The sequence below is a fragment of the Dermatobacter hominis genome (assembly GCF_020715685.1).
Taxonomy (GTDB): Bacteria; Actinomycetota; Acidimicrobiia; order Acidimicrobiales; family Microtrichaceae; genus Dermatobacter; species Dermatobacter hominis.
On the sequence record NZ_CP085840.1, the window covers coordinates 1,453,843 to 1,472,423 of the forward strand.

18 protein-coding genes and 1 tRNA gene are annotated in these 18,581 nt (G+C 73.2%); 7 read left to right on the plus strand and 12 right to left on the minus strand.

The features are described from left to right. Positions 1-32: 32 nt before the first annotated feature. Positions 33-1,334, minus strand: coding sequence for a diaminopimelate decarboxylase (gene lysA / locus LH044_RS06750; protein ID WP_374210564.1), 1,302 nt, complete (start codon positions 1,332-1,334; stop codon positions 33-35). Further along, a complete protein-coding gene (locus tag LH044_RS06755) occupies positions 1,331-2,929 on the minus strand; it encodes an arginine--tRNA ligase (protein WP_227759037.1) in 1,599 nt (532 codons plus the stop codon). The genes lysA and LH044_RS06755 overlap by 4 nt, the downstream gene beginning before the upstream one ends. A gap of 153 nt (positions 2,930-3,082) precedes the next feature. On the opposite strand from LH044_RS06755, the gene LH044_RS06760 reads away from it, so the two are divergent. Then, positions 3,083-3,154, plus strand: a tRNA-Arg gene (locus LH044_RS06760). Between the two features lies 1 nt (position 3,155). Here LH044_RS06760 and LH044_RS06765 read toward each other — a convergent pair. The 5 genes from LH044_RS06765 to LH044_RS06785 all read right to left on the minus strand — a co-directional run bounded on the left by LH044_RS06765 (position 3,156) and on the right by LH044_RS06785 (position 8,784). Beyond that, on the minus strand, positions 3,156-4,004 hold the full coding sequence (locus tag LH044_RS06765) for a metal ABC transporter permease (protein ID WP_227759038.1): 849 nt from the start codon (positions 4,002-4,004) through the stop codon (positions 3,156-3,158). Positions 4,005-4,010: 6 nt separating this feature from the next. Continuing rightward, positions 4,011-4,823, minus strand: coding sequence for a metal ABC transporter ATP-binding protein (locus LH044_RS06770; RefSeq protein WP_227759039.1), 813 nt, complete (start codon positions 4,821-4,823; stop codon positions 4,011-4,013). Continuing rightward, positions 4,820-5,743, minus strand: a complete 924-nt coding sequence (locus LH044_RS06775; RefSeq protein ID WP_227759040.1) for a metal ABC transporter solute-binding protein, Zn/Mn family — start codon at positions 5,741-5,743, stop codon at positions 4,820-4,822. Before LH044_RS06775 ends, LH044_RS06770 begins: the two co-directional genes overlap by 4 nt. Before the next feature lie 80 nt (positions 5,744-5,823). Then, a complete protein-coding gene (locus LH044_RS06780) occupies positions 5,824-7,224 on the minus strand; it encodes an LCP family protein (RefSeq protein WP_227759041.1) in 1,401 nt (466 codons plus the stop codon). A 315-nt stretch (positions 7,225-7,539) separates the two neighbouring features. Next, complete coding sequence (locus tag LH044_RS06785) at positions 7,540-8,784, minus strand: acyl-CoA dehydrogenase family protein (RefSeq protein WP_227759042.1); 1,245 nt, start codon at positions 8,782-8,784, stop codon at positions 7,540-7,542. 236 nt (positions 8,785-9,020) lie between these two features. Between LH044_RS06785 and LH044_RS06790 the strand changes: the two genes are divergently transcribed. Together LH044_RS06790 and LH044_RS06795 are read left to right on the plus strand one after the other, a co-directional pair. Further along, positions 9,021-9,680, plus strand: coding sequence for a dihydrofolate reductase family protein (locus LH044_RS06790; RefSeq protein ID WP_227759043.1), 660 nt, complete (start codon positions 9,021-9,023; stop codon positions 9,678-9,680). A 108-nt stretch (positions 9,681-9,788) separates the two neighbouring features. Continuing rightward, positions 9,789-11,000: a Coenzyme F420 hydrogenase/dehydrogenase, beta subunit C-terminal domain gene (locus LH044_RS06795; RefSeq protein ID WP_227759044.1), complete on the plus strand. Its 1,212-nt coding sequence runs from the start codon at positions 9,789-9,791 to the stop codon at positions 10,998-11,000. Between the two features lie 144 nt (positions 11,001-11,144). On the opposite strand, the gene LH044_RS06800 is transcribed toward LH044_RS06795, so the two are convergent. The 3 genes from LH044_RS06800 to LH044_RS06810 all read right to left on the minus strand — a co-directional run bounded on the left by LH044_RS06800 (position 11,145) and on the right by LH044_RS06810 (position 12,748). Further along, entirely contained in the window at positions 11,145-11,501 is a 357-nt protein-coding gene (locus LH044_RS06800) for a hypothetical protein (RefSeq protein ID WP_227759045.1), read from the minus strand. A 166-nt stretch (positions 11,502-11,667) separates the two neighbouring features. Next, on the minus strand, positions 11,668-11,961 hold the full coding sequence (locus LH044_RS06805) for a hypothetical protein (protein ID WP_227759046.1): 294 nt from the start codon (positions 11,959-11,961) through the stop codon (positions 11,668-11,670). A 112-nt stretch (positions 11,962-12,073) separates the two neighbouring features. Continuing rightward, positions 12,074-12,748, minus strand: coding sequence for a uracil-DNA glycosylase (locus LH044_RS06810; protein WP_304512046.1), 675 nt, complete (start codon positions 12,746-12,748; stop codon positions 12,074-12,076). A 24-nt stretch (positions 12,749-12,772) separates the two neighbouring features. On the opposite strand from LH044_RS06810, the gene LH044_RS06815 reads away from it, so the two are divergent. From LH044_RS06815 to LH044_RS06830, 4 genes are all read left to right on the plus strand, one after another. Further along, positions 12,773-13,504, plus strand: a complete 732-nt coding sequence (locus LH044_RS06815; protein ID WP_227759047.1) for an MSMEG_4193 family putative phosphomutase — start codon at positions 12,773-12,775, stop codon at positions 13,502-13,504. Then, on the plus strand, positions 13,501-14,037 hold the full coding sequence (locus LH044_RS06820) for a DUF3090 family protein (RefSeq protein ID WP_227759048.1): 537 nt from the start codon (positions 13,501-13,503) through the stop codon (positions 14,035-14,037). The genes LH044_RS06815 and LH044_RS06820 overlap by 4 nt, the downstream gene beginning before the upstream one ends. A 9-nt stretch (positions 14,038-14,046) precedes the next feature. Next, positions 14,047-14,967 (plus strand): SCO1664 family protein, encoded by a 921-nt coding sequence (locus LH044_RS06825; protein WP_227759049.1) that lies wholly within the window; start codon positions 14,047-14,049, stop codon positions 14,965-14,967. A 70-nt stretch (positions 14,968-15,037) separates the two neighbouring features. Next, a complete protein-coding gene (locus LH044_RS06830; RefSeq protein WP_227759050.1) occupies positions 15,038-16,060 on the plus strand; it encodes a DUF6183 family protein in 1,023 nt (340 codons plus the stop codon). A 112-nt stretch (positions 16,061-16,172) separates the two neighbouring features. On the opposite strand, the gene LH044_RS06835 is transcribed toward LH044_RS06830, so the two are convergent. Together LH044_RS06835 and LH044_RS06840 are read right to left on the minus strand one after the other, a co-directional pair. Next, on the minus strand, positions 16,173-17,540 hold the full coding sequence (locus LH044_RS06835) for a D-arabinono-1,4-lactone oxidase (RefSeq protein WP_227759051.1): 1,368 nt from the start codon (positions 17,538-17,540) through the stop codon (positions 16,173-16,175). A gap of 63 nt (positions 17,541-17,603) precedes the next feature. Further along, positions 17,604-18,566, minus strand: a complete 963-nt coding sequence (locus LH044_RS06840) for an electron transfer flavoprotein subunit alpha/FixB family protein (protein WP_227759052.1) — start codon at positions 18,564-18,566, stop codon at positions 17,604-17,606. Between the last annotated feature and the right edge of the window lie 15 nt (positions 18,567-18,581).

The following is an 18,581-nucleotide window of genomic DNA, read 5'->3' on the forward strand; positions in this document are numbered from 1 at the left end:
GGGAGCGAGGCGCCGAGATCGACCGTCGAGATCTAGCCGACGTCGGTGGCGAGCAGGTCCTCGATCGTCTCCCGCCGCACCACCAGCCGGGCCTCGCCGTCGGCGACGAACACCACCGCCGGCCGGAGGACCTTGTTGTAGTTGGAGCCCATCGAGTGGCCGTACGCACCGGTGACCGGCGTCGCCACGACGTCGCCGACGGCGAGGTCCGCGGGCACCCGGCCCTCGCGCACCAGCAGGTCGCCCGACTCGCAGTGCTTGCCCACGAGCCGGATCGGCATCTCGCGCCGCGACGACGCAGCCCGGGGCAGGAACGTCTCGTAGCCGCTCCCGTAGAGGACCGGTCGCGGGTTGTCGCTCATGCCCCCGTCGACCGACACGTACGTGCGCACGCCGGGGATGAACTTCACTGTGCCGACCGTGTAGAGCGTGACCGCGGCGGCCCCGACGACGGCCCGACCCGGCTCCGCCGCGATCTCGGCCGTGATCCCCGCGGTCCGGCAGGCGTCGACCACGGCGGTCGACCACTCGGTGATCGTCGGCGCGGACTCCCCCGCCACGTACGGCACGCCGAGGCCGCCGCCCACCACGAACTCGGGCAGGTCGGCGTCGACGACGAACGGCGCCACGGCGCGCAGGCCCTCGAGGAAGTTGTCGACGCTGAAGACCTGCGAGCCGATGTGCAGGTGCAGGCCGACGAGCTCCACCGCGGCGGACGAGCGCGCCCGGGCGACCGCCTCGTCGGCCTGCCCTGTCGGCAGCGGGAACCCGAACTTCGAGTCGAGGTTGCCCGTCTGCACGTGCTCGTGGGTGTGGACCTCGATGCCGGGGTTCACCCGCAGGAGCACCTTCGGCACCGGCAGGCCCTCGGCCACGAGCGCCTCGATGCGGTCGAGCTCGTCGTCGCTGTCGATCACGAGGCGACCCACGCCGGTGGTCAGCGCCAGGCGGATCTCGTCGAGCGACTTGTTGTTGCCGTGCAGGACGGTCCGCGACGCCGGCACGCCGGCGGCCAGCACGACCTGCAGCTCGCCGCCGGTGGCCACGTCGATCCGCATGCCCTCGGCGTCGGCGAGGCGGGCCATCGCCCGGCACAGGAACGCCTTCGACGCGTAGGTCGCGCCGTCGCCGAGCACCGACACGGCCTCTCGGCAGCGCGCCCGGATGTGCGCCTCGTCGTAGACGAACAGCGGGGTGCCGAACCGCTCGGCCAGCTCCAGCAGGTCGCAGCCGCCGATCGACAGCCGGCCGTCCTCGGCGACGGACGCGGTGTCGGGCAGCAGCTCGGGCGGCAGCGGTGCATCCACGGGCGGGTCGTCCACCTCGCCGCTCACATGCGGTCCGGGGCCGACACGCCGAGCAGACCCAGGCCGACGCGCAGCCCGACCCCGGCCGCCTCGGCGAGCCACCACCGCGCCTGGCGCACGTCGTCGGGCGTGTCGGGGTGGAGGATCGGGCAGTCGTGGTAGAAGCCGTGCACGGCCGACGCGAGCTCCCGAACCCACGTCGTGACCTTGTGGGGCGCCCGCTCCCGCGCCGCGAGCAGCACGACCTCGGGGAGCACCTCGAGCTGCCGCAGCACCTCGAGCTCCCGCTCCTGGGTGAGCAGGGACAGGTCGACCTCCGCGAGCGGCCGTCGCTCGATGCCGCGCTCCTCGGCCACCCGCGCGATCGACGCGATCCGGGCGTTGGCCATCTGGACGTAGAACACCGGGTTCTCGTTGGACTGCTGGACGATGAGGCCGAGGTCGACCGTCTGGGGCGAGTCGACCGACTGCAGCAGGTAGGTCAGCCGCACGGCGTCGGCGCCGACCTCGTCGACCAGCTCCTCGAGCGTGATGAGGTCGCCGGCCCGCTTCGAGATCTTGACCTCCTCGCCGTCGCGCTCCAGGCGCACCAGCTGGGTGATCACGACCTCGAGGTCGTCGGGGTCGTGGCCGAGCGCCTGGATGGCCGCCTTCATCCGCGGCACGTAGCCGTGGTGGTCGGCGCCCCAGACGTTGATCACGAGGTCGAAGTCCCGGGCGAACTTGTCCCGGTGGTAGGCGATGTCGGGCAGCAGGTACGTGACCTCGCCGTCGCTCTTGACCAGCACCCGGTCCTTGTCGTCGCCGAACACGGTCGACCGGAGCCAGACCGCCCCGTCGCGCTCCTCGACCATGTCGCGCTCGCGCAGGTCGGCCAGCGTCTCGTCGATCGCGCCGGCGTCCACGAGGCTCCGCTCGGAGAACCACGTGTCGAACTCCACGCCGAGCAGCGCGAGCACCCGCTGCTGGTCCGCGATCGCGTGGGCCTCGCCCCACTCGAGGGGGTCGGCGCCGGCGGGCATCTCGGCGGCCCAGTCGGCGATGTACTGCCCCATGTAGCCGCCCTCGGGCGGCTGCTCCCCCGTCGACCGGGCGGCGAGGGACTCGGCGAAGGCCTGCATCTGCACGCCGCGGTCGTTGACGTAGAACTCGTCGGACACCTCGTGGCCGACGAAGCGCAGGAGCCGGGCGAGGCTGTCGCCGTACACGGCGCCCCGGGCGTGACCGGCGTGGACCGGGCCGGTCGGGTTCGCCGACACGTACTCGACCATGACCTTGGTGTGGTCGCCGGCATCGGCCCGGCCGTAGTCGGCGCCGGCGTCGAGCACCGTCCCCACCAGCTCGTGGAGCCAGCCCGGGTCGAGCCGGAAGTTCACGAAGCCCGGACCTGCGACCTCGACGCCGACGACGTGCCGGGGCGGATCCGCCATGATCACGTCGGCCAGCTCCTGTGCCAGCTCCCGAGGGTTGCGACCCGCCCGCTTGGCGCTGGCCATGGCGACGTTCGACGAGAACTCGCCGTGCTCCCGGCGCGCGGGCCGCTCCAGGTGGACGTCGGCCGGGGGCTCGACGCCGAGCGACGCCAGCGCGTCTCGGAGGGCGGCGGTCAGGACGTCACGCATCTGGGGAACGCTCCACGGGGGCGAGCCGATCGGGGGTCGAGGTCGGAGGAGCGGATCGTACTGCCGAGCCGCCGGGCCCCACGAAGCGGTTCGGGAGGCGTCAGCACCGTGCGCTAGGGTCGCAACCCGCTGCCCTCGCGTTCGAGGGCCCCCGCCCTCGTAGCTCAGGGGATAGAGCATCGGCCTCCGGAGCCGTGTGCGCAGGTTCGAATCCTGCCGAGGGCACTCACCCCCGCCGGCGGCGCCGGCGGGCCACCAGCGTGGTCACCAGCCATCCCGTGAACGCCAGGGCGACGATCGGGAAGCTCGGCGGCAGGTCGAACATGGCCGACAGCACGAGCCCGGCCCACACGCTCACGAGCGCCCCGCCGGCGCTCAGCGCCACCGCCGCCAGGGGTCGGGCCGTGATCGCCAGCGCTGTCGCCGCCGGCGTGATCACCAGCGCGAAGAGCAGCAGCGTGCCGACGACCTGCACGGCCATCGTCGTGACCACGGCCAGCAGCACCATGAACACGAGGCCGAGCACGCCCGTCGCCACGCCCTTGGCGGTCGCGACCTCTGGGTCGATCGACGAGAACAGCAGCGGCCGGGCGATCACGACCAGGACCACCAGCACCCCCGCGGTCATGAGCCCGAACGTGCGGAGCTGGTCGGGGGTGATCGCCAGCAGGTTGCCGAACAGGACGCTCGTCACGTTGCCCGCGCTCTCGCTCGCCAGCGACGCGAACAGCACGCCGAGCGCGGTCGACGCGGCGAGGATCGTGCCGGTCGCCGTCTCCCGGTCGACCGCCCGACGGCCGAGCAGGCCGATGGCGATGCCCCCGCCGGTGCAGAAGATCGCCAGCCCGGCGGTGACGGGGATGCCGACCAGGACCGCGGCGGTCGCCCCCGGGAACCCGATGTGCGCGAGCGCGTGGGCGGCGAACGCGTCGCGCCGGACCACGACGAAGTACCCGATCGGTCCGGCGGCGAGGGCCACCAGCGTCCCCGCGATCAGGGCGTGGCGCATGAACGAGGCGGACATCACGGTGGTCCACTCGGGCTGGTAGCCCACGTCTGCGAGCAGCGTCAGCACGGCGCGTCACCCGCTCCGCGTGAAGAGGTCGCCCTGCGCGGTCCGCACGACCCGCACCGACGTGCCGTAGAGGTGGCTGAGCAGCTCCTCGTCGACCACGTCGCCGATGTCCGCGTAGTGCGGGTGGCCGTCGAGCAGGTACACGGCACCGGTCAGCACCGACAGCAGCGGGTTGATGTCGTGGGTGACCACGAGCGTCGTGACGGGTCGGCCCTCGGCCGCCCGCCGGGTGGTGACGCGGCCGATGAACTGGACCGCCTCGTGCTGGTTGCGCACGTCGAGGTTGGCCAGCGGCTCGTCGAGCAGGAGCAGCTCGGGTCGGTCCACCAGCGCCTGGGCGAGCGCGACCCGCTGCCGTTGGCCGCCCGACACCTGCGACATCCGTCGCCCGGCGAACGCCTCGGCCTCGACGTCGTGCAGCGCCTCCTGCACCCGCGCCTCGCGCTCGCGCCGTCGGGCGCCGAGGCCGCCCGGCCCATAGCGATGGCCGCTCAGGCCGAGGGCGACGAGGTCCCGGCAGCGGACGGCCTCCGCGACCTGCGCACCGTCGTCCTGCGGCACGTACCCGATGCGGCGATCGCCTCGGCGGGCCGGTCCGCCCAGCACCTCGACCGTCCCGGTGGCGGGGTCGAGCAGGCCGAGGAGGAGCTGCAGGAGCGTGGACTTGCCCGAGCCGTTCGGCCCGATCACGCCGACGACCGAACCGGCGGCGATGTCGAACGTGCCGCGCGACCACACCGTCCGGTCCCCGCGGCGCACCTCGACGTCGCGGAGCGACACCACCGGCGGTGCCGGCGCGGGAGCGGTCGGCCCGGTCACAGGCCGAGCGCCGCGGCCAGCGCGTCCAGCTGGGCCACCTGCCACTCGACGAACGAGCCGGCGTCGGCGGGGACGGTCTCGGTCACGGGGACGACGGGGACGCCGGCCTGCCGCGCGACGTCGGCGAGCTGCTGCGGCAGCGGCCCCTCGGTCTGCGTGTTGTCGATCAGCACGTCGGCCTTCCGATCGCGGAGCGCCGTCTCGAACCCGTCCACGTCGGCGGGGGCGGGCTCCGACTCGTTCGCTGCGGCGTCGCGGTAGCCCGAGGGCGTCACGTCGGTCAGCCCGAGCGCGGCGGCCATGAGGTCGAACACGGACTCCGTCGCCGCGTACGGCCGACCGGTCGCGCCGGCGCGGATGCGCTCGATCGCCGCGTCGTACGGCGCGAGCGCCTGCTCCCACCGCTGGAACCGGTCGGTGTAGTACTCCTCGGCCTCCCGGGGCGACACCTCCTGCAGCGCCTGGGTCACCGCGGTCGCGGTCTCGCGGACGACGGTCGGGTCGTACCAGACGTGCGGGTTGTCGCCGACCTCGCTCCCGGCGATCTCGCCCGCATCGATCACCTTCGGCTCGCCCGACGAGGACGCCACGGCGTCGGTGGCCCAGGTGTCGTAGCCGAGCCCGTTCACGACGACGAGGTCGGCACCGTCGAACGCCGCGACGTCCGACGGCGTCGGCTCGAACTCGTGCGGATCGCCGGCGGCGCCGTCGACGATCGTGGTCACCTCCGCGCAGTCGCCGGCGAGCTGGCGGACGACGTCGCCCCACTGGTCGACCGACACCACGACCTGCACCGGCCCGACCGGACAGTCGCCCTTCGGCTCCGGGGCGTCGGCGGTGTCGTCGCCGCACCCGACGAGCGCGGCGGCGAACACGGCGACGAGCAGGGCGGCGGCGAACGAATGGCGGCGGCTGGTCACGGTGACCACCCTAGCCACTTCTGAGGATGATTCCCATTTCCAGGCGAGCCCCACGGTCGTCGTGCGGCCGCGCTCCCGGATCAGTCGCAGGACACCCCGGCCGGCGATGCGCCCGGCGTCCAGCCCGGCTCCGTCGTCGTGGTGGTCGGCGCCGCCGTCGGGGCGGCCGCGGAGTCGCCGGTGCCGCTGGCCGTCGGTGGCAGCGTCGTCACGCCCGCGGGCTCGGCCACGCGCTCGAAGTCGTCGCCGATCGTGACCGTGACGCGCCCGGGCGCCAGGTCGCCGTCCTCCTGGAGCTTCGGCGTCGGGCCCAGCCACGTCGCCACCAGCTGGGCCATCGCCTTGCCGCCCTTGGCGTAGCGGACCGTGGTCTCGGTCGACGGCTCGGGTGCGGAGTCGACCGTCCCGGTGCCGAAGCCGCCGTCGGCCAGCACGTAGCTCACGCGCCGCGCCTCGCCCTGGCGCGCGGTGGCGTTGAACACGTCGACCGTGATGTCGCCGGCGGAGGGCGGCGGCTCGGTGGTCGTGGTGGCCGCGCTCGTCGCGGTGCCGCGGAAGATGTCGAGCACCGGCTGCGCGTTGGGCTGGTCGAGCAGGACGACCGACGCGCCGCCGTCGGTCCGGTGACCGACGACCGGGAGGCTGTGGGTCTGCAGCTGCGCCGGGTCGAAGTCCGAGAAGCGCTGTGCGAGCTCGATGATGTCGCCGGTGCCCATGTTGCTGTCGAGCGTCACGCTGTCGACGCCGGCGTCGACGATGCCCTTCAGCGAGCCGATGTCGTCGAGCCCGAGGTCCTTGACCTGGCCGAGCGCAGCGCGGACGAGCAGCTGCTGGCGCGTCATCCGGCCGAGGTCACCGGTCGGGTCGGAGTGCCACTCGAGGCCGTCGCTCCACTCCAGGTGGCGGGAGCGGGCGAACGCCAGGCCCATGTAGCCGTCGAGCACGGCGCAGCCCTTGCTCTTGATCATCAGGCCGGAGTTCTTGTCGCGCACCGCGTTCGGGAAGTACATCGGCACGCCGCCGATCGCGTTCACCAGGTTCTGGAAGCCGGCGAGGTCGACCTCGAGGTAGTGGTTGATCGGGATGCCGAGGTCCTGCTGGATCGTGTCGACGAGCGTCTGCGTCGAGTGCGCGTAGGCGGTGTTGATCCGCTGCTCCTCGCCGGTCCCGGCGATCGGCACCCAGAGGTCCCGGGGGATGGAGAGCATGTCGATGCGCTCCTCGCCGGGATCGATCCGCATGATGGCGATGCTGTCGGAGCGCTGGCCCTCGGGCGTGCCCTTCCCGAGCATGACGCCGGAGCCCTGGCTCCCCTTCTCGACCCCGGCCCGCGAGTCGGAGCCGATGACCAGGAAGTTGCGCGGCTCGTCGTCCTTGGCGGTGGCCAGGTCGAGGTCCTCGCGCCCGAGCCGGTTGAACGACCAGAGGCCCCACGCCGCGCCGGCCCCCGCCACGAGCGCGAGCACGCCCACCACCGCCACCGTGCCGAGGAGCAGGCGCCGTGGCCACCGTCGCGGCGGCGGCTCCGGGGCGGCGGACCGCTGCCGACGGACGACGCGCGGCGCCCCGTCCGAGGGGACGGGACGACGAGGTGACGGGGGCGGGATCGGGTCGTTCACGGGGGTGGGTCGGATCGCGGCGCGCGGGCGCTGCCTCGCCGCCGTCCGGCCCACGACGGTAGTCGGGGCGCGGCGGCGCGCCGTGGCAGCGCCGAGCGGGCGCTCAGCTCCCCGGGGGCTGCGCCGGCACTGTCAGCGCCGTCCCGCGAGGCGGTGGCGCCGGGCCGGCGGGGGGCCTCAGCTCTGGCCGGCCGGCTTCGGCTCGCGGGGCAGTCCGAGCACCTTCTCGCCGACGATGTTGCGCTGGATCTGCGACGTGCCGCCCCAGATCGTCTCGGAGCGGGAGAAGAAGAACGCCGACACCATCGGGCTGACCGGGTAGGTCTCCCGGCCCTCGGCCCGCATGGTCGCCGGCCAGGACGAGCCGTCGGTGCCCGCCGTCGACAGCAGCGCCTCGTTGCCCCAGATGTCGAGCGCCAGCTCCATGGCGGCCTTGTGGGTCTCCGACCAGAACATCTTGTTCGTGGCGCCGAGCACGGTGACGCCCATGTCGCGCTTGCCGGAGACCGTGGCGGTCAGCGAGCGGAGGCCGTTGATCCGCATGATCTGGATCCTCGAGTAGTACTCCATGAGCCGCTGGCGGATCAGCGGGTCCTCGATGGCCCCGTTCTCCTGGGCCTTCTCCACCATCAGGCGGTACTCCTCGGCGAAGCGCCGGTAGCCGGTGGTCGCGGACATGCCCCGCTCGAAGCCGAGGGTGTCGTTCGCGACCTTCCAGCCGTTGTTGACGCCGCCCACGACGTTGTCGATCGGGCAGCGGGCGTCGGAGAAGAACACCTCGTTGAACTCGGCGGTCCCGTCGGGCTGGACGATGCCGCGCACCTCGATGCCGGGCTGGTCCATCGGGACGAGCAGGTAGGAGATGCCGGCCTGCTTCTTGACGTCGGGATCGGTCCGGGCGAGCACGAAGCAGTAGTCGGCGAACTGCGCCTGGGTGGTCCAGACCTTCTGGCCGTTGATGACCCACTCGTCGCCGTCCTGCACGGCCGTGGTCTTGAGCGACGCCAGGTCGGAGCCGGAGTCGGGCTCGGAGAAGCCCTGGCACCAGCGCATCGAGCCGTCGAGGATCTTCGGCAGGAAGTGCTTCTTCTGCTCCTCGGTGCCGTTCATCAGGATCGTGGGACCGACGAGCGTGTCACCGAAGAAGTCCGCCCGCATGGGCGCCTTGGCCCGGGCGAACTCCTCGGCCAGCACCACGCCCTGCATGGTCGAGAGGCCCTTGCCGCCGTACTCCTCGGGCCACGTCGCGCAGATCCAGCCGCCCTCGAAGAGCTTCTTCGTCCACTCCTCGTTGAAGGCCTTCTTCTCCTCGGGGGTCATCTCGAACCCCTCGTCGAACCAGCCGGCGGGGAGGTTCTCCTCCAGCCAGGCACGGATCTCCGTGCGGAACTCCTCGGCCTCGGGCGGGTACGTCAGATCCATGCCGCCAGTCTTGACCCGACGGTCAAGGCGCGCCAGCCGGGGCCCCACCGGCTCCCCTGCCCGCTCTGTCACGGCTGGCGGTGCCGAACGGCACCGCCAGCCGTGACAGAGCGATGGGCGGGGGCAGAGCGATGGGCAGGGACAGAAATCGTGGCGGACGTGTCGAGGATGGCCGGCCGGCTCCGACCCAGGGTCGTGCGCAGCGACCAGACTGCGCCCGGACACCAGGAGGCCACATGGGACAGGTCAGGGTCGACAACTTCTCCATCTCGCTCGACGGCTTCGGCACGGGTGAGGGCCAGACGTTCGAGGATCCGTTCGGCCACGCCGGCCACCGGCTCCACGAGTGGATGCTCGCCACACAGTTCGGCCGCTCGATGATGGGCCAGCCCGGCGGCGGCACCGGCGTCGACGACGCGATGGCCCGTCGCCACGAGGAGGGCGTCGGCGCCGAGATCATGGGCCGGAACAAGTTCGCGCCCCACCGGGGGCCGTGGGCCGACGTCGGCACGGAGGACGAGTGGCGGGGCTGGTGGGGCCCGAACCCGCCGTTCCACACGCCGGTCTTCGTGCTGACGCACGACACCCGCCCGCCGATCGAGATGGAGGGCGGCACCACCTTCCACTTCGTCGACGCCGGCCCCGCCGAGGTGCTCGACCTCGCCAGGGAGGCCGCCGGGGACCTCGACGTCCGGCTGGGCGGGGGTCCGTCCTCGATCCGCGACTTCCTCGCCGCGGACCTGGTCGACCGGATGCACGTCGTGCAGGTCCCGATCCTGCTCGGCCGCGGGGAGCGCCTCTGGGACGGGCTCGAGGGCATCGACGAGCGCTTCGACGTCGAGACGGTGTCGACGCCGTCGGGCGTCACCCACCTCACGTTCACCCGACGCGCCTGACCCACCCCTCCCCCTCCCCTCCCATCGAACTGGCTGTCGTCCTGCCGGTCCTGACCGGCAGGACGACAGCCAGAACCGGTGGGGCGGTCGTGCGGGTAGATTCCGGCCATGTCTGAGGGCGAAGCAGCGGACGGGGCCACGGCGACGCTGGAGGACCGGCTCGCGGAGACCGCGTCGGTCCGCTGGACGAACCAGTGGAAGGAGCTGAAGGCGGAGGTCATCGACGCCGAGCTCTGCACCGGGTGCGCGGGCTGCGTGATCTCGTGCCCGCACGACGTCATCGGCTACGACCACGCCTCGGGCGGCTACACGCCGTTCCACCTGGAGGACGAGCTCGGCCCCGACGACTGCGTGCACGGCCAGAAGGGCTGCACCACCTGCACCCGCGCCTGCCCGAGGTTCCGCCTGTGGGAGGGCCAGGCCGACGACCACCTGTTCGGCCGCCTCCGCGAACCCGACGAGGTCGCGGGCATCTACGACGACATCCTGCTGACCCGGGCCAGCGACGACCACGTCAACGAGACCGGCCAGGACGGCGGGCTCGTCTCGGCGATCCTGCTGTGGGCGATGCAGGAGGACTACATCGACGCCGCCCTCGTCTCGTACCTCGAGGGCGGCGAGGCCGGCTCGTGGAAGGCCGTGCCCGGCGTCGCCGCGACGGAGGAGGAGATCCTCGCCGCCGCCGGCAGCCGCTACACGTACTCGGCCAACACGCTGGCGCTCGACGAGGCGCTCGAGGCGGGGTACTCCCGCCTCGCGCTGGTCGGCATGAGCTGCCAGTCGTCGGTCCCGCCGGTCATGTGGTCCCGCAAGGTCGGCAAGATCTCGAAGCCCATCGTGTTCAACCTGGGCCTGCTCTGCTCCAAGACCTTCGACGACGCCATCTTCGAGGAGCTCTTCTGGGCCAAGTACGGCCTGGCCAAGGAGCACATGGTGAAGATGAACATCAAGGGCGTGTTCCAGATCTGGATGGACGACGGGGCGTACCACGAGATCAACCTCAAGGAGTGCCACGCCTGGACCCGCGAGGGCTGCAACCACTGCCCGGACTTCGCGGCCGAGCACGCCGACATCTCCTGCGGTGGCATCGGCGAGAACGCCAACTGGACGCTCACGATCGTCCGCACCGACCTGGGCCGCGAGATCATCTCCCGCATGGTCGCCGCCGGCGTCATCGAGGCCCGACCGGGCGACTCGGACCCCGGGGCGATCGCCCTGATGCGCAAGCTGGCCGAGAAGTCACGGTCGCGCTGGCCGACCACCGCCGAGGCGAGCGTGCGGGTCGGGCTGCCCGAACCGAAGGTGAAGGCGAAGGCCTGAGCCCCTCGCGGCGCCGCGGCGGGCCGGGCCGGCGAGCCCCGACGTCGGGACAGGCGGCCGTCAGGACAGGCCCGTCGTCGGGACAGGCGGCCGTCAGGACAGGCCCGTCGTCAGGACAGGCCCGTCGTCAGGACAGGCGGGGCGTCAGCCCTCGCCCTTGCAGTCGTCGAAGATCGACTGCAGCGCCTTCGGGACCTCGATCTCGCCCGCGTCCTCGTCGGCCTGCTGCTCCTCGAACTCCTTGGCCTGCTCCGCGGGGATCTTCTTCTCCATGGCGTCGTAGACGCACTTGCAGTAGTCCTCGGGCGACTGCGGACCGGCCTGCGGGTCGTCGGGATCGTCCTCGGGGACCTCGCGCTGCTCTCGGCAGCCGAACATGAAGTTCTCCTGGTAGTCCTCGCTGTACGGCTCGGCCTGCCGCTGCTGGCCGCACGCGGTCAGGGCCAGGAGCGCCGCGAGGGCGAGGCCGAGCAGGATCGAACGGAGGGACCGGGGACGCACAGGGACTCCAGGGACTCGAGGTGGGGGCGCGCCCACCGTAGTCAAGGAGGTGGCACCGACCCACACCGGGGGTCCCCGCGCCGTGCTCCCGGGCCGGCGCCCGCACGGGAACCGTCGACCGGGTCTGCGGCGGCCCCGGCGGGCCGCCCCCTGCCGGGCCGTCCGGTCAGGCCGCGGTGAGGTCGATCGTGGCCAGCGGGTCGATGTCGAACATGGACCCCACCACGGGTGCGAGGTCGGCCGACTCGGTCGGCGGCATCCACACCGCCAGCTCGGGCGAGCCGCTGCGGACAGTCTGGCGGGCCAGCGCCCCCCAGAGCCCCTTCCGACCCCTGGGCAGCTGCGTCACCTCGCAGAAGTGGGCGTCGAGCCACGACGGCGTGCTCTCCCCGTCCACCGCCGCGACGACCCGGTCGGGGAACGGGACCATCTCCGGCGTGGTGGTGGGTGTCGCTGCCATGCCCAGATCTTCGGCGTCGGGGACGGCCGGGCGCAGAGCCGTTCGGCCCAATCGGCGCGCTTCGGTCCGGATGGCCCGGCCTCGTGGGCCGTCCGGCCCACGAGGGTCGGGGTCAGCCCGCCAGCTCCCGAGTCCGGACGAACACCGCGTCGAGCATCTCCTCGGTGAGCCGACCGGTGAACGTGTTCTGCTGGCTCACGTGGTAGCAGCCGATCAGCGTGCGCCCGTCGGGGAGCACCGCCTCGACGCCGTGTGAGAACTTCGGCCGAGGGCCGTGCTCCGGCCCCCACCCGAACAGGTGCAGCGCCTCGCCGAAGCCGAACCCGCCCAACGCCACGACCACCCTGACCTCGGGCAGGAGGGCCACCTCGGCGTCGAACCACGGGCGGCAGGCGTCGCGCTCCGCCGGCGTCGGCTTGTTGGCCGGCGGGGCGCAGCGCACCGGCGCCGTGATGAACGCGCCGGTCAGCTCGAGTCCGTCGTCGATCGACGTCGACGTCGGCTGGTTGGCGAACCCGGCGCGGTGCAGCGCCCGGTAGAGCCAGTCGCCCGAGCGGTCGCCGGTGAACATCCGGCCGGTCCGGTTGGCGCCGTGGGCGGCCGGCGCGAGGCCGACGACGAGCACCCGCGCCGCCGGGTCACCGAAGCCGGGGACCGGGCGGCCCCAGTACTCCTCGTCGCGGAACGCAGCTCGCTTCTCACGGGCCACCTGCTCCCGCCACTCCACCAGCCGCGGGCACCGTCGGCACTCGGCGATCTCGACGGCGAGCGCCTGCAGTGCGTCCACGGGCCGAGCATAGGATCCACCCAGATGGCACCCCGTACGACGACCCGCTCCGCCCCTTCGTCGCGCCGGTCGACGCCGGCCCGCTCGGGCGGCCGCCGCGGTCGAGGGGCGTCCGGGCCGGCCCCGACGACGGTGCTGCTCGTCCGCCACGGCCAGACGGCCACGACGGGCAAGGTCCTGCCCGGTCGCGCCCCGGGGCTGCACCTCGCCGAGACGGGTCAGGAGCAGGCCCGTCGGGCCGCCGAGCGGCTCGCCAAGCTGCGGATCGACGCCGTCTACGCCTCGCCGCTCGAGCGCACGCGCGAGACGGCGGCGCCGATCGCCAAGGCGACGGGCCACCGCGTCCGCACCGCCAAGGGCCTCCTCGAGTGCGACTTCGGCGAGTGGACCGGTGCCGAGCTGTCCGCCCTCCGCAAGCTCCCCGAGTGGCGCCAGGTGCAGTCGACCCCGTCGACGTTCCGGTTCCCCGGCGGCGAGTCGTTCCTCGACATGCAGCGCCGGATCTGGGACGAGATCGAGCGGCTGGTCGCGCTCCACCCCGGCGGCACCGTCGTCGCGGTGTCGCACGCGGACCCGATCAAGGCCGCCGTCGCCATGGCCACCGGCGTCCACCTCGACCTGTTCCAGCGCATCGTCATCTCCCCCTGCTCCGTCACGCCGCTGTCGATCCCGGCCCGTGCGTCGGGCGGCGCGGGCCCGATCGTCCTGGCCGTCAACTCCACCGGCGACGACCTGAGCACCCTGGCGCCGTCGTGACCGGCCGATCGTTCGAGTTCGACCAGCTGGACGCGCTGGTGCCGGGCACGGTCGGCGAGCCCGGCCAGCGCGTCTTCTACCTGCAGGCGCGGCGCGGCAACGAGATCGTGTCGTTCCGGCTCGAGAAGGAGCAGGTCGGCATGCTCGGCCAGTACCTCGGCCAGCTCGCCCAGGCGATGGGCACGACCGACCCCGAGCGCGACGTCGCCGGCCTCATCGAGCCCGTCACGCCGGAGTGGGTCATCGGCTCGCTGTCGGTCGGCGTCGACGAGGACGCCGGCCTGATCTTCGTCACCGCCGAGGAGCTCGTCCCCGACGACTCGGAGCTCTACGAGGAGCTCGACGACGACGCGATCGACGAGATGCTGGAGCAGGAGCCCGAGGGCGCCGAGGCGCACTTCACGCTGCAGCTCGGCCAGGCCGTCGCGTTCGCCGAGGCGGCGATGGAGCTCGTCCGGGCCGGACGTCCGCCGTGCCAGCTGTGCGGGCGGCCGATCGGACCCGAGGGGCACGCCTGCCCCCGCTGGAACTGACGGCGCGCGGTGAGCGGCGACGGCGCGGCGGCACGCCCCGATCCCGACGACGGCCGGCCGGCGGCGCCGTCCCCCGGCGTGCCCGACGGCGTGCCGGTCGAGGAGACCTGGGTCGAGGAGACCTGGGACGAGGAGGAGTGGGTCGAGGTCGAGTGGATCGACGCGCCCGACGAGGACGACGACGCCGAGGAGCTCGTCCCGTTCGTCTACGACGCCACCGTCGGACCCGACGACCCCCGCACCGCCGAGCTGCTCCGGATCGGCGAGGTCGAGGTGCTGGGGGCCATGCCGTGGTCGAGCAACGGCACGTTCCTCGTGCAGGTCACCTGCGGGGCCGACCACCTCCCCGCCATCTACAAGCCCGAGCGCGGCGAGCGGCCGCTGTGGGACTTCCCCGGCGGGCTCTGGCGCCGCGAGGTCGCGACGTCGGTGCTGTCGGACCACCTCGGCCTCGGGCTCGTCCCGACCACCGTGCAGCGCGACGAGGCGCCGCTCGGCATCGGGTCGCTGCAGGCGTTCGTGCCGGCGCGCTTCGCCGAGCACTTCTTCACGATCCGCGAGCGCGACGAGCTGCTGCCGGCGCTGCGCCGGCTCTGCGCGTTCGACCTCGTGGCCAACTCCGCGGATCGCAAGGGCGGCCACTGCCTCGTCGACGAGGCCGACCGCCTCTGGGCGATCGACAACGGCCTCACGTTCCACACCGAGTTCAAGGTGCGGACCGTCATCTGGGACTTCGCCGGCGAGCCCGTCCCCGACGACGTGCTGCGCTCGCTCGACGAGATGCTCGGCGCGCCGCTCCCTCCGGCCCTCGCCGACCTGCTCGAGCGCGACGAGCGCGACGCGCTGCGCGACCGGGCCGGCGCGGTGCTCGCCGGCGGTCGCTTCCCGCACGACCCGACCGGACGGCGCATCCCCTGGCCGCTGGTGTGAGGGCGGCCGGTGTGAGCACCACCGGTGTGAGGACCGCCGGCACGGGCGTCGGGGTCAGGGCCCCACACGCGTGACCGTCCCCGAACCCGCCCCGCGGCAGGATCCCGAGCTCGACCGCTGGATCACGACCGGCGACCTCGACGAGCTGCTCCGCGAGGTCGACCGCCGCTGCGACCGCGGCGACTGGGACGGCGTCGTGCTGCTCCGCGACCGGGCCCGCGCCGCGACCGAGCGCGGCCACCAGCTGTGGCCGGCGGCGACGTTCGCCGAGTACCGGATGGCGCTGTCCGCTCCCCCGCCGTGGGCGGCCGGTGTCGTCGAGGGCGGCTACCTGGCCCCCGGCCCGCTGACCGAGGTCGTGGCGCAGGACCACACCTTCGCCGAGCTGGCGGACGAGCTGCCGCTGGGACCCGCCCGGGACCAGGTCGCCCAGGAGCGGGTGCTGCGCGGCGAGGTCCTGGCCGAGGACCGGCGGGCCGACGGACCCGCCACCGGCCTGCCCGGCCGGCTCCTGGCGTGGGAGCCCGGCTACCGCCTGGCCGAGTACCGGCCGAACGGCGACGCCCGGTTCCCCGGCCCCGATCCCGTGCGCACCACCGGTCCGGTCCCCCAGCGCGACGGGACCACCGAGAGCGCGGACGCCGCCGACGGGGCCCGGGCCCTGGCCGACGCCGTCCGGCACTGGCGCTCGCACAGCGAGGGGTCGATCCGCAGCAGCGGCGTCGAGGGCACGGCCGCCGGCGCGGTCGACGCGATGGTCGACGGTCCGGCGACGTGGGCGCCCGTCGGGCTCGCCGAGGCGGTCGAGCTGCTCGCCTGGGCCGCGGCCTCGGGCGGGGCGAGGGGCCGGCGCCGGGGTGCGGCGACCGGGCGGTTCGACGCCTGGTGGGTGCTCGCCGTGCTCACCGCGCAGGACGACGACTGGCCCGTCGACCCGGGACCTGCGGCAGGGGAGCTGCGGTGGTGGGTCTGGGAGCCGGGCGCCGCCGAGCGGCTCGGCAGCGCACCCGGGTGGTCGTGCCGGCTGGCGGTCGAGGACCCCGTGGACGGGCTCGCGTGGGCCCTCGACGCCACCGACCGCACCCCGACCTGACCCGACACGACCGCGTGCGCCGGTTCTGTTCCCGGATCCTGGGGTGTTCGCCCCAGGGTGTGGGAACAGAAGACGGTGGGGTGAGCCCCCACCCCGGGGGGTGATGGGGGGGTCAGCCGCCGAGGGGGCCGAGGACGCGGGTCATGGCCGCGTTCTGGAACACGCCGAGCGGGTCCATGCGGGCCCGGAGCTCCTGGAAGTCGTCCCACCCGGGGTAGGCCGGCGCCAGATCGGCGGCGGTGCGCCAGTGCAGCTTGCCCCAGTGGGGTCGGCCGTCGAGGTCCCGCATGATCGACTCGACGCCCCGGAAGTACTCCTCGTACGGCAGGCCCCGGTACATGTGCACGGCGATCCAGCCGGTGTCGCGACCCGACGCCGTCGACAGCGTGATGTCGTCGCCGCGGCTCACGCGGACCTCGACCGGGAACGACACCGGGTACCCGAGCGAGGCGACGTGGGCCCGCACGCGCTGCACCGCCTCGACGGTCGCCTCGACCGGCACGGCGTACTCCATCTCCACGAACCGCACCCGCCGGGGCGAGGCGAACACGCGGTAGCACCGGTCGTTGAACTCGACCCGGCCGGGCGACGGGATGCGCTTCGCCACCTCGCGGCCCAGCGCCGGTCGCCAGCGCCCGACGCGGTTCGCGAGACCGAACAGGACGTTGTCGTACAGCTCGGACTGCAGCAGCTCGTCGCGCCGGGAGCGCGGCGCGACCGGCTCGTGGTTCCGGCGGTGGCGCTTGGTGATCGACCACCTGGTGCCGGGCACCCAGAAGAACTCGAAGTGGTCGTTGTCGCGGACCAGCTCGCCGAACCGCTCCAGCACCTCGTCGACGCGCCGGGGCTCGTGCACCGCGTGCAGGTGGAACGCCGGCTCGAGCTGGACGGTCACCGTCGAGACCAGTCCGAGCGCGCCGATCGACGCCCGCGCCGCGGCGAACAGGTCGGGCTCGGTCCGGGCGTCGACCTCGTGCACGGCTCCGAGGCCGTCGATGACCCGCAGGCCGACGACGGCGGTCGAGATGTTGCCGAACCGCATCCCGGTGCCGTGCGTGGCCGTCGCCGTCGCGCCGGCGATCGACTGCACGTCGATGTCGCCCAGGTTCGTGAACGCCAGCCCGCGCGGCCACATGGCGAGCGAGAGGTCGTGCAGGCGGGCACCCGACTGGACCGTCACCGTGCACGCCTCTCGGTCGACCCCGAGGATGCGGTCGTAGCCAGAGAGGTCGACGAGCACGGCGTCGCTCAGGGCGACGTCGGTGAAGCTGTGGCCGGCGCCGAACGCCCGGACCGTGCGACCGGCCGCGGCGGCGTCGGCGACGATCCGGCACAGCTCCGGCTCCGTCGTCGGGTGCAGGACCTCGGCGCGGCACGACTGGTTGCCAGCCCAGTTGGACCAGGTCCGGACCCGCTCGCCGTGCGGGGCGTCGCCGGACGCGCCGAGGGCCCCCTCGCGGGGGCCCTCGTCAGTCGTCATGGGACGCACCGCTCGTGGACGACACCGCTCACGGTCGACGTCCGGTCGTGGTGCGCAGCGCCGTCACCGGCTCTGCAGCGCCTCGATCAGCTTGGGCAGGACCTTGTGCACGTCGCCGACGATGCCGAGGTCGGCCACCGAGAAGATCGGGGCCTCGGCGTCCTTGTTGATGGCGATGATGTACTTCGAGCCCTTCATGCCCACGAGGTGCTGCGTCGCACCCGAGATGCCGGCGGCGATGTACACGTTCGGCTTCACGACCTTGCCGGTCTGGCCGACCTGGTACGAGTAGGGCACCCAGCCGGCGTCGACGATGGCGCGGGACGCACCCGGAGCGGCACCGAGCTGCTTGGCCAGCGTCTCGATGAGCTCGAACTTCTCCTGCTCGCCGAGGCCACGGCCGCCCGACACGACGATGTCGGCGTCGTCGAGGCTCGGGCCCGTCTTCTCCTCGACGAACCGGTTGGTGACGACCGCGGTGCCGGTGGCACCGGTGTCGGGCACCGACAGCTCCTCGACCGCGGCGGCGCCGCCACCCGTCTCCTCGGCGGCGAAGGACTTGGGCCGCACCAGGAAGATCTTGACCTTGTCGCCGGTGAAGGCGGTCGTGACGTCGGTGGTGCCGCCGAAGATCGGCTCGACCCCGGCGACGCCGTCGCCGCTCGTCACCAGGTTCGTCACGTTGGTGATGACCGGGGTGTCGAGCTTGACCGACAGGCGGCCGGCGACGTCACGGCCGTCGTAGCTGGTGGCGAACAGGATGGCGTCGGGGCCGTTCCCGGCCTCGACCGCGGCGGCGATCGCGGCGGCCACGGGCACGCCGACGAGCTTGCCGTCGGTGCCACCGACGTTCAGGACCTTGCTGGCGCCGTTGGCGCCGGCCGGGCCGGCCAGGTCCGCGCCGGAGGTCGTGACGACCTCGACGGTGTCGGCCAGCTCGCGGGCCTTGGCCAGCAGCTCGAGGGTGGTGTTGGAGACGTTGCCGTCAGCGGCCTCGCCGAACACCCAGATCTTGGACAGAGCCATGTTCTCGTCTCTCTT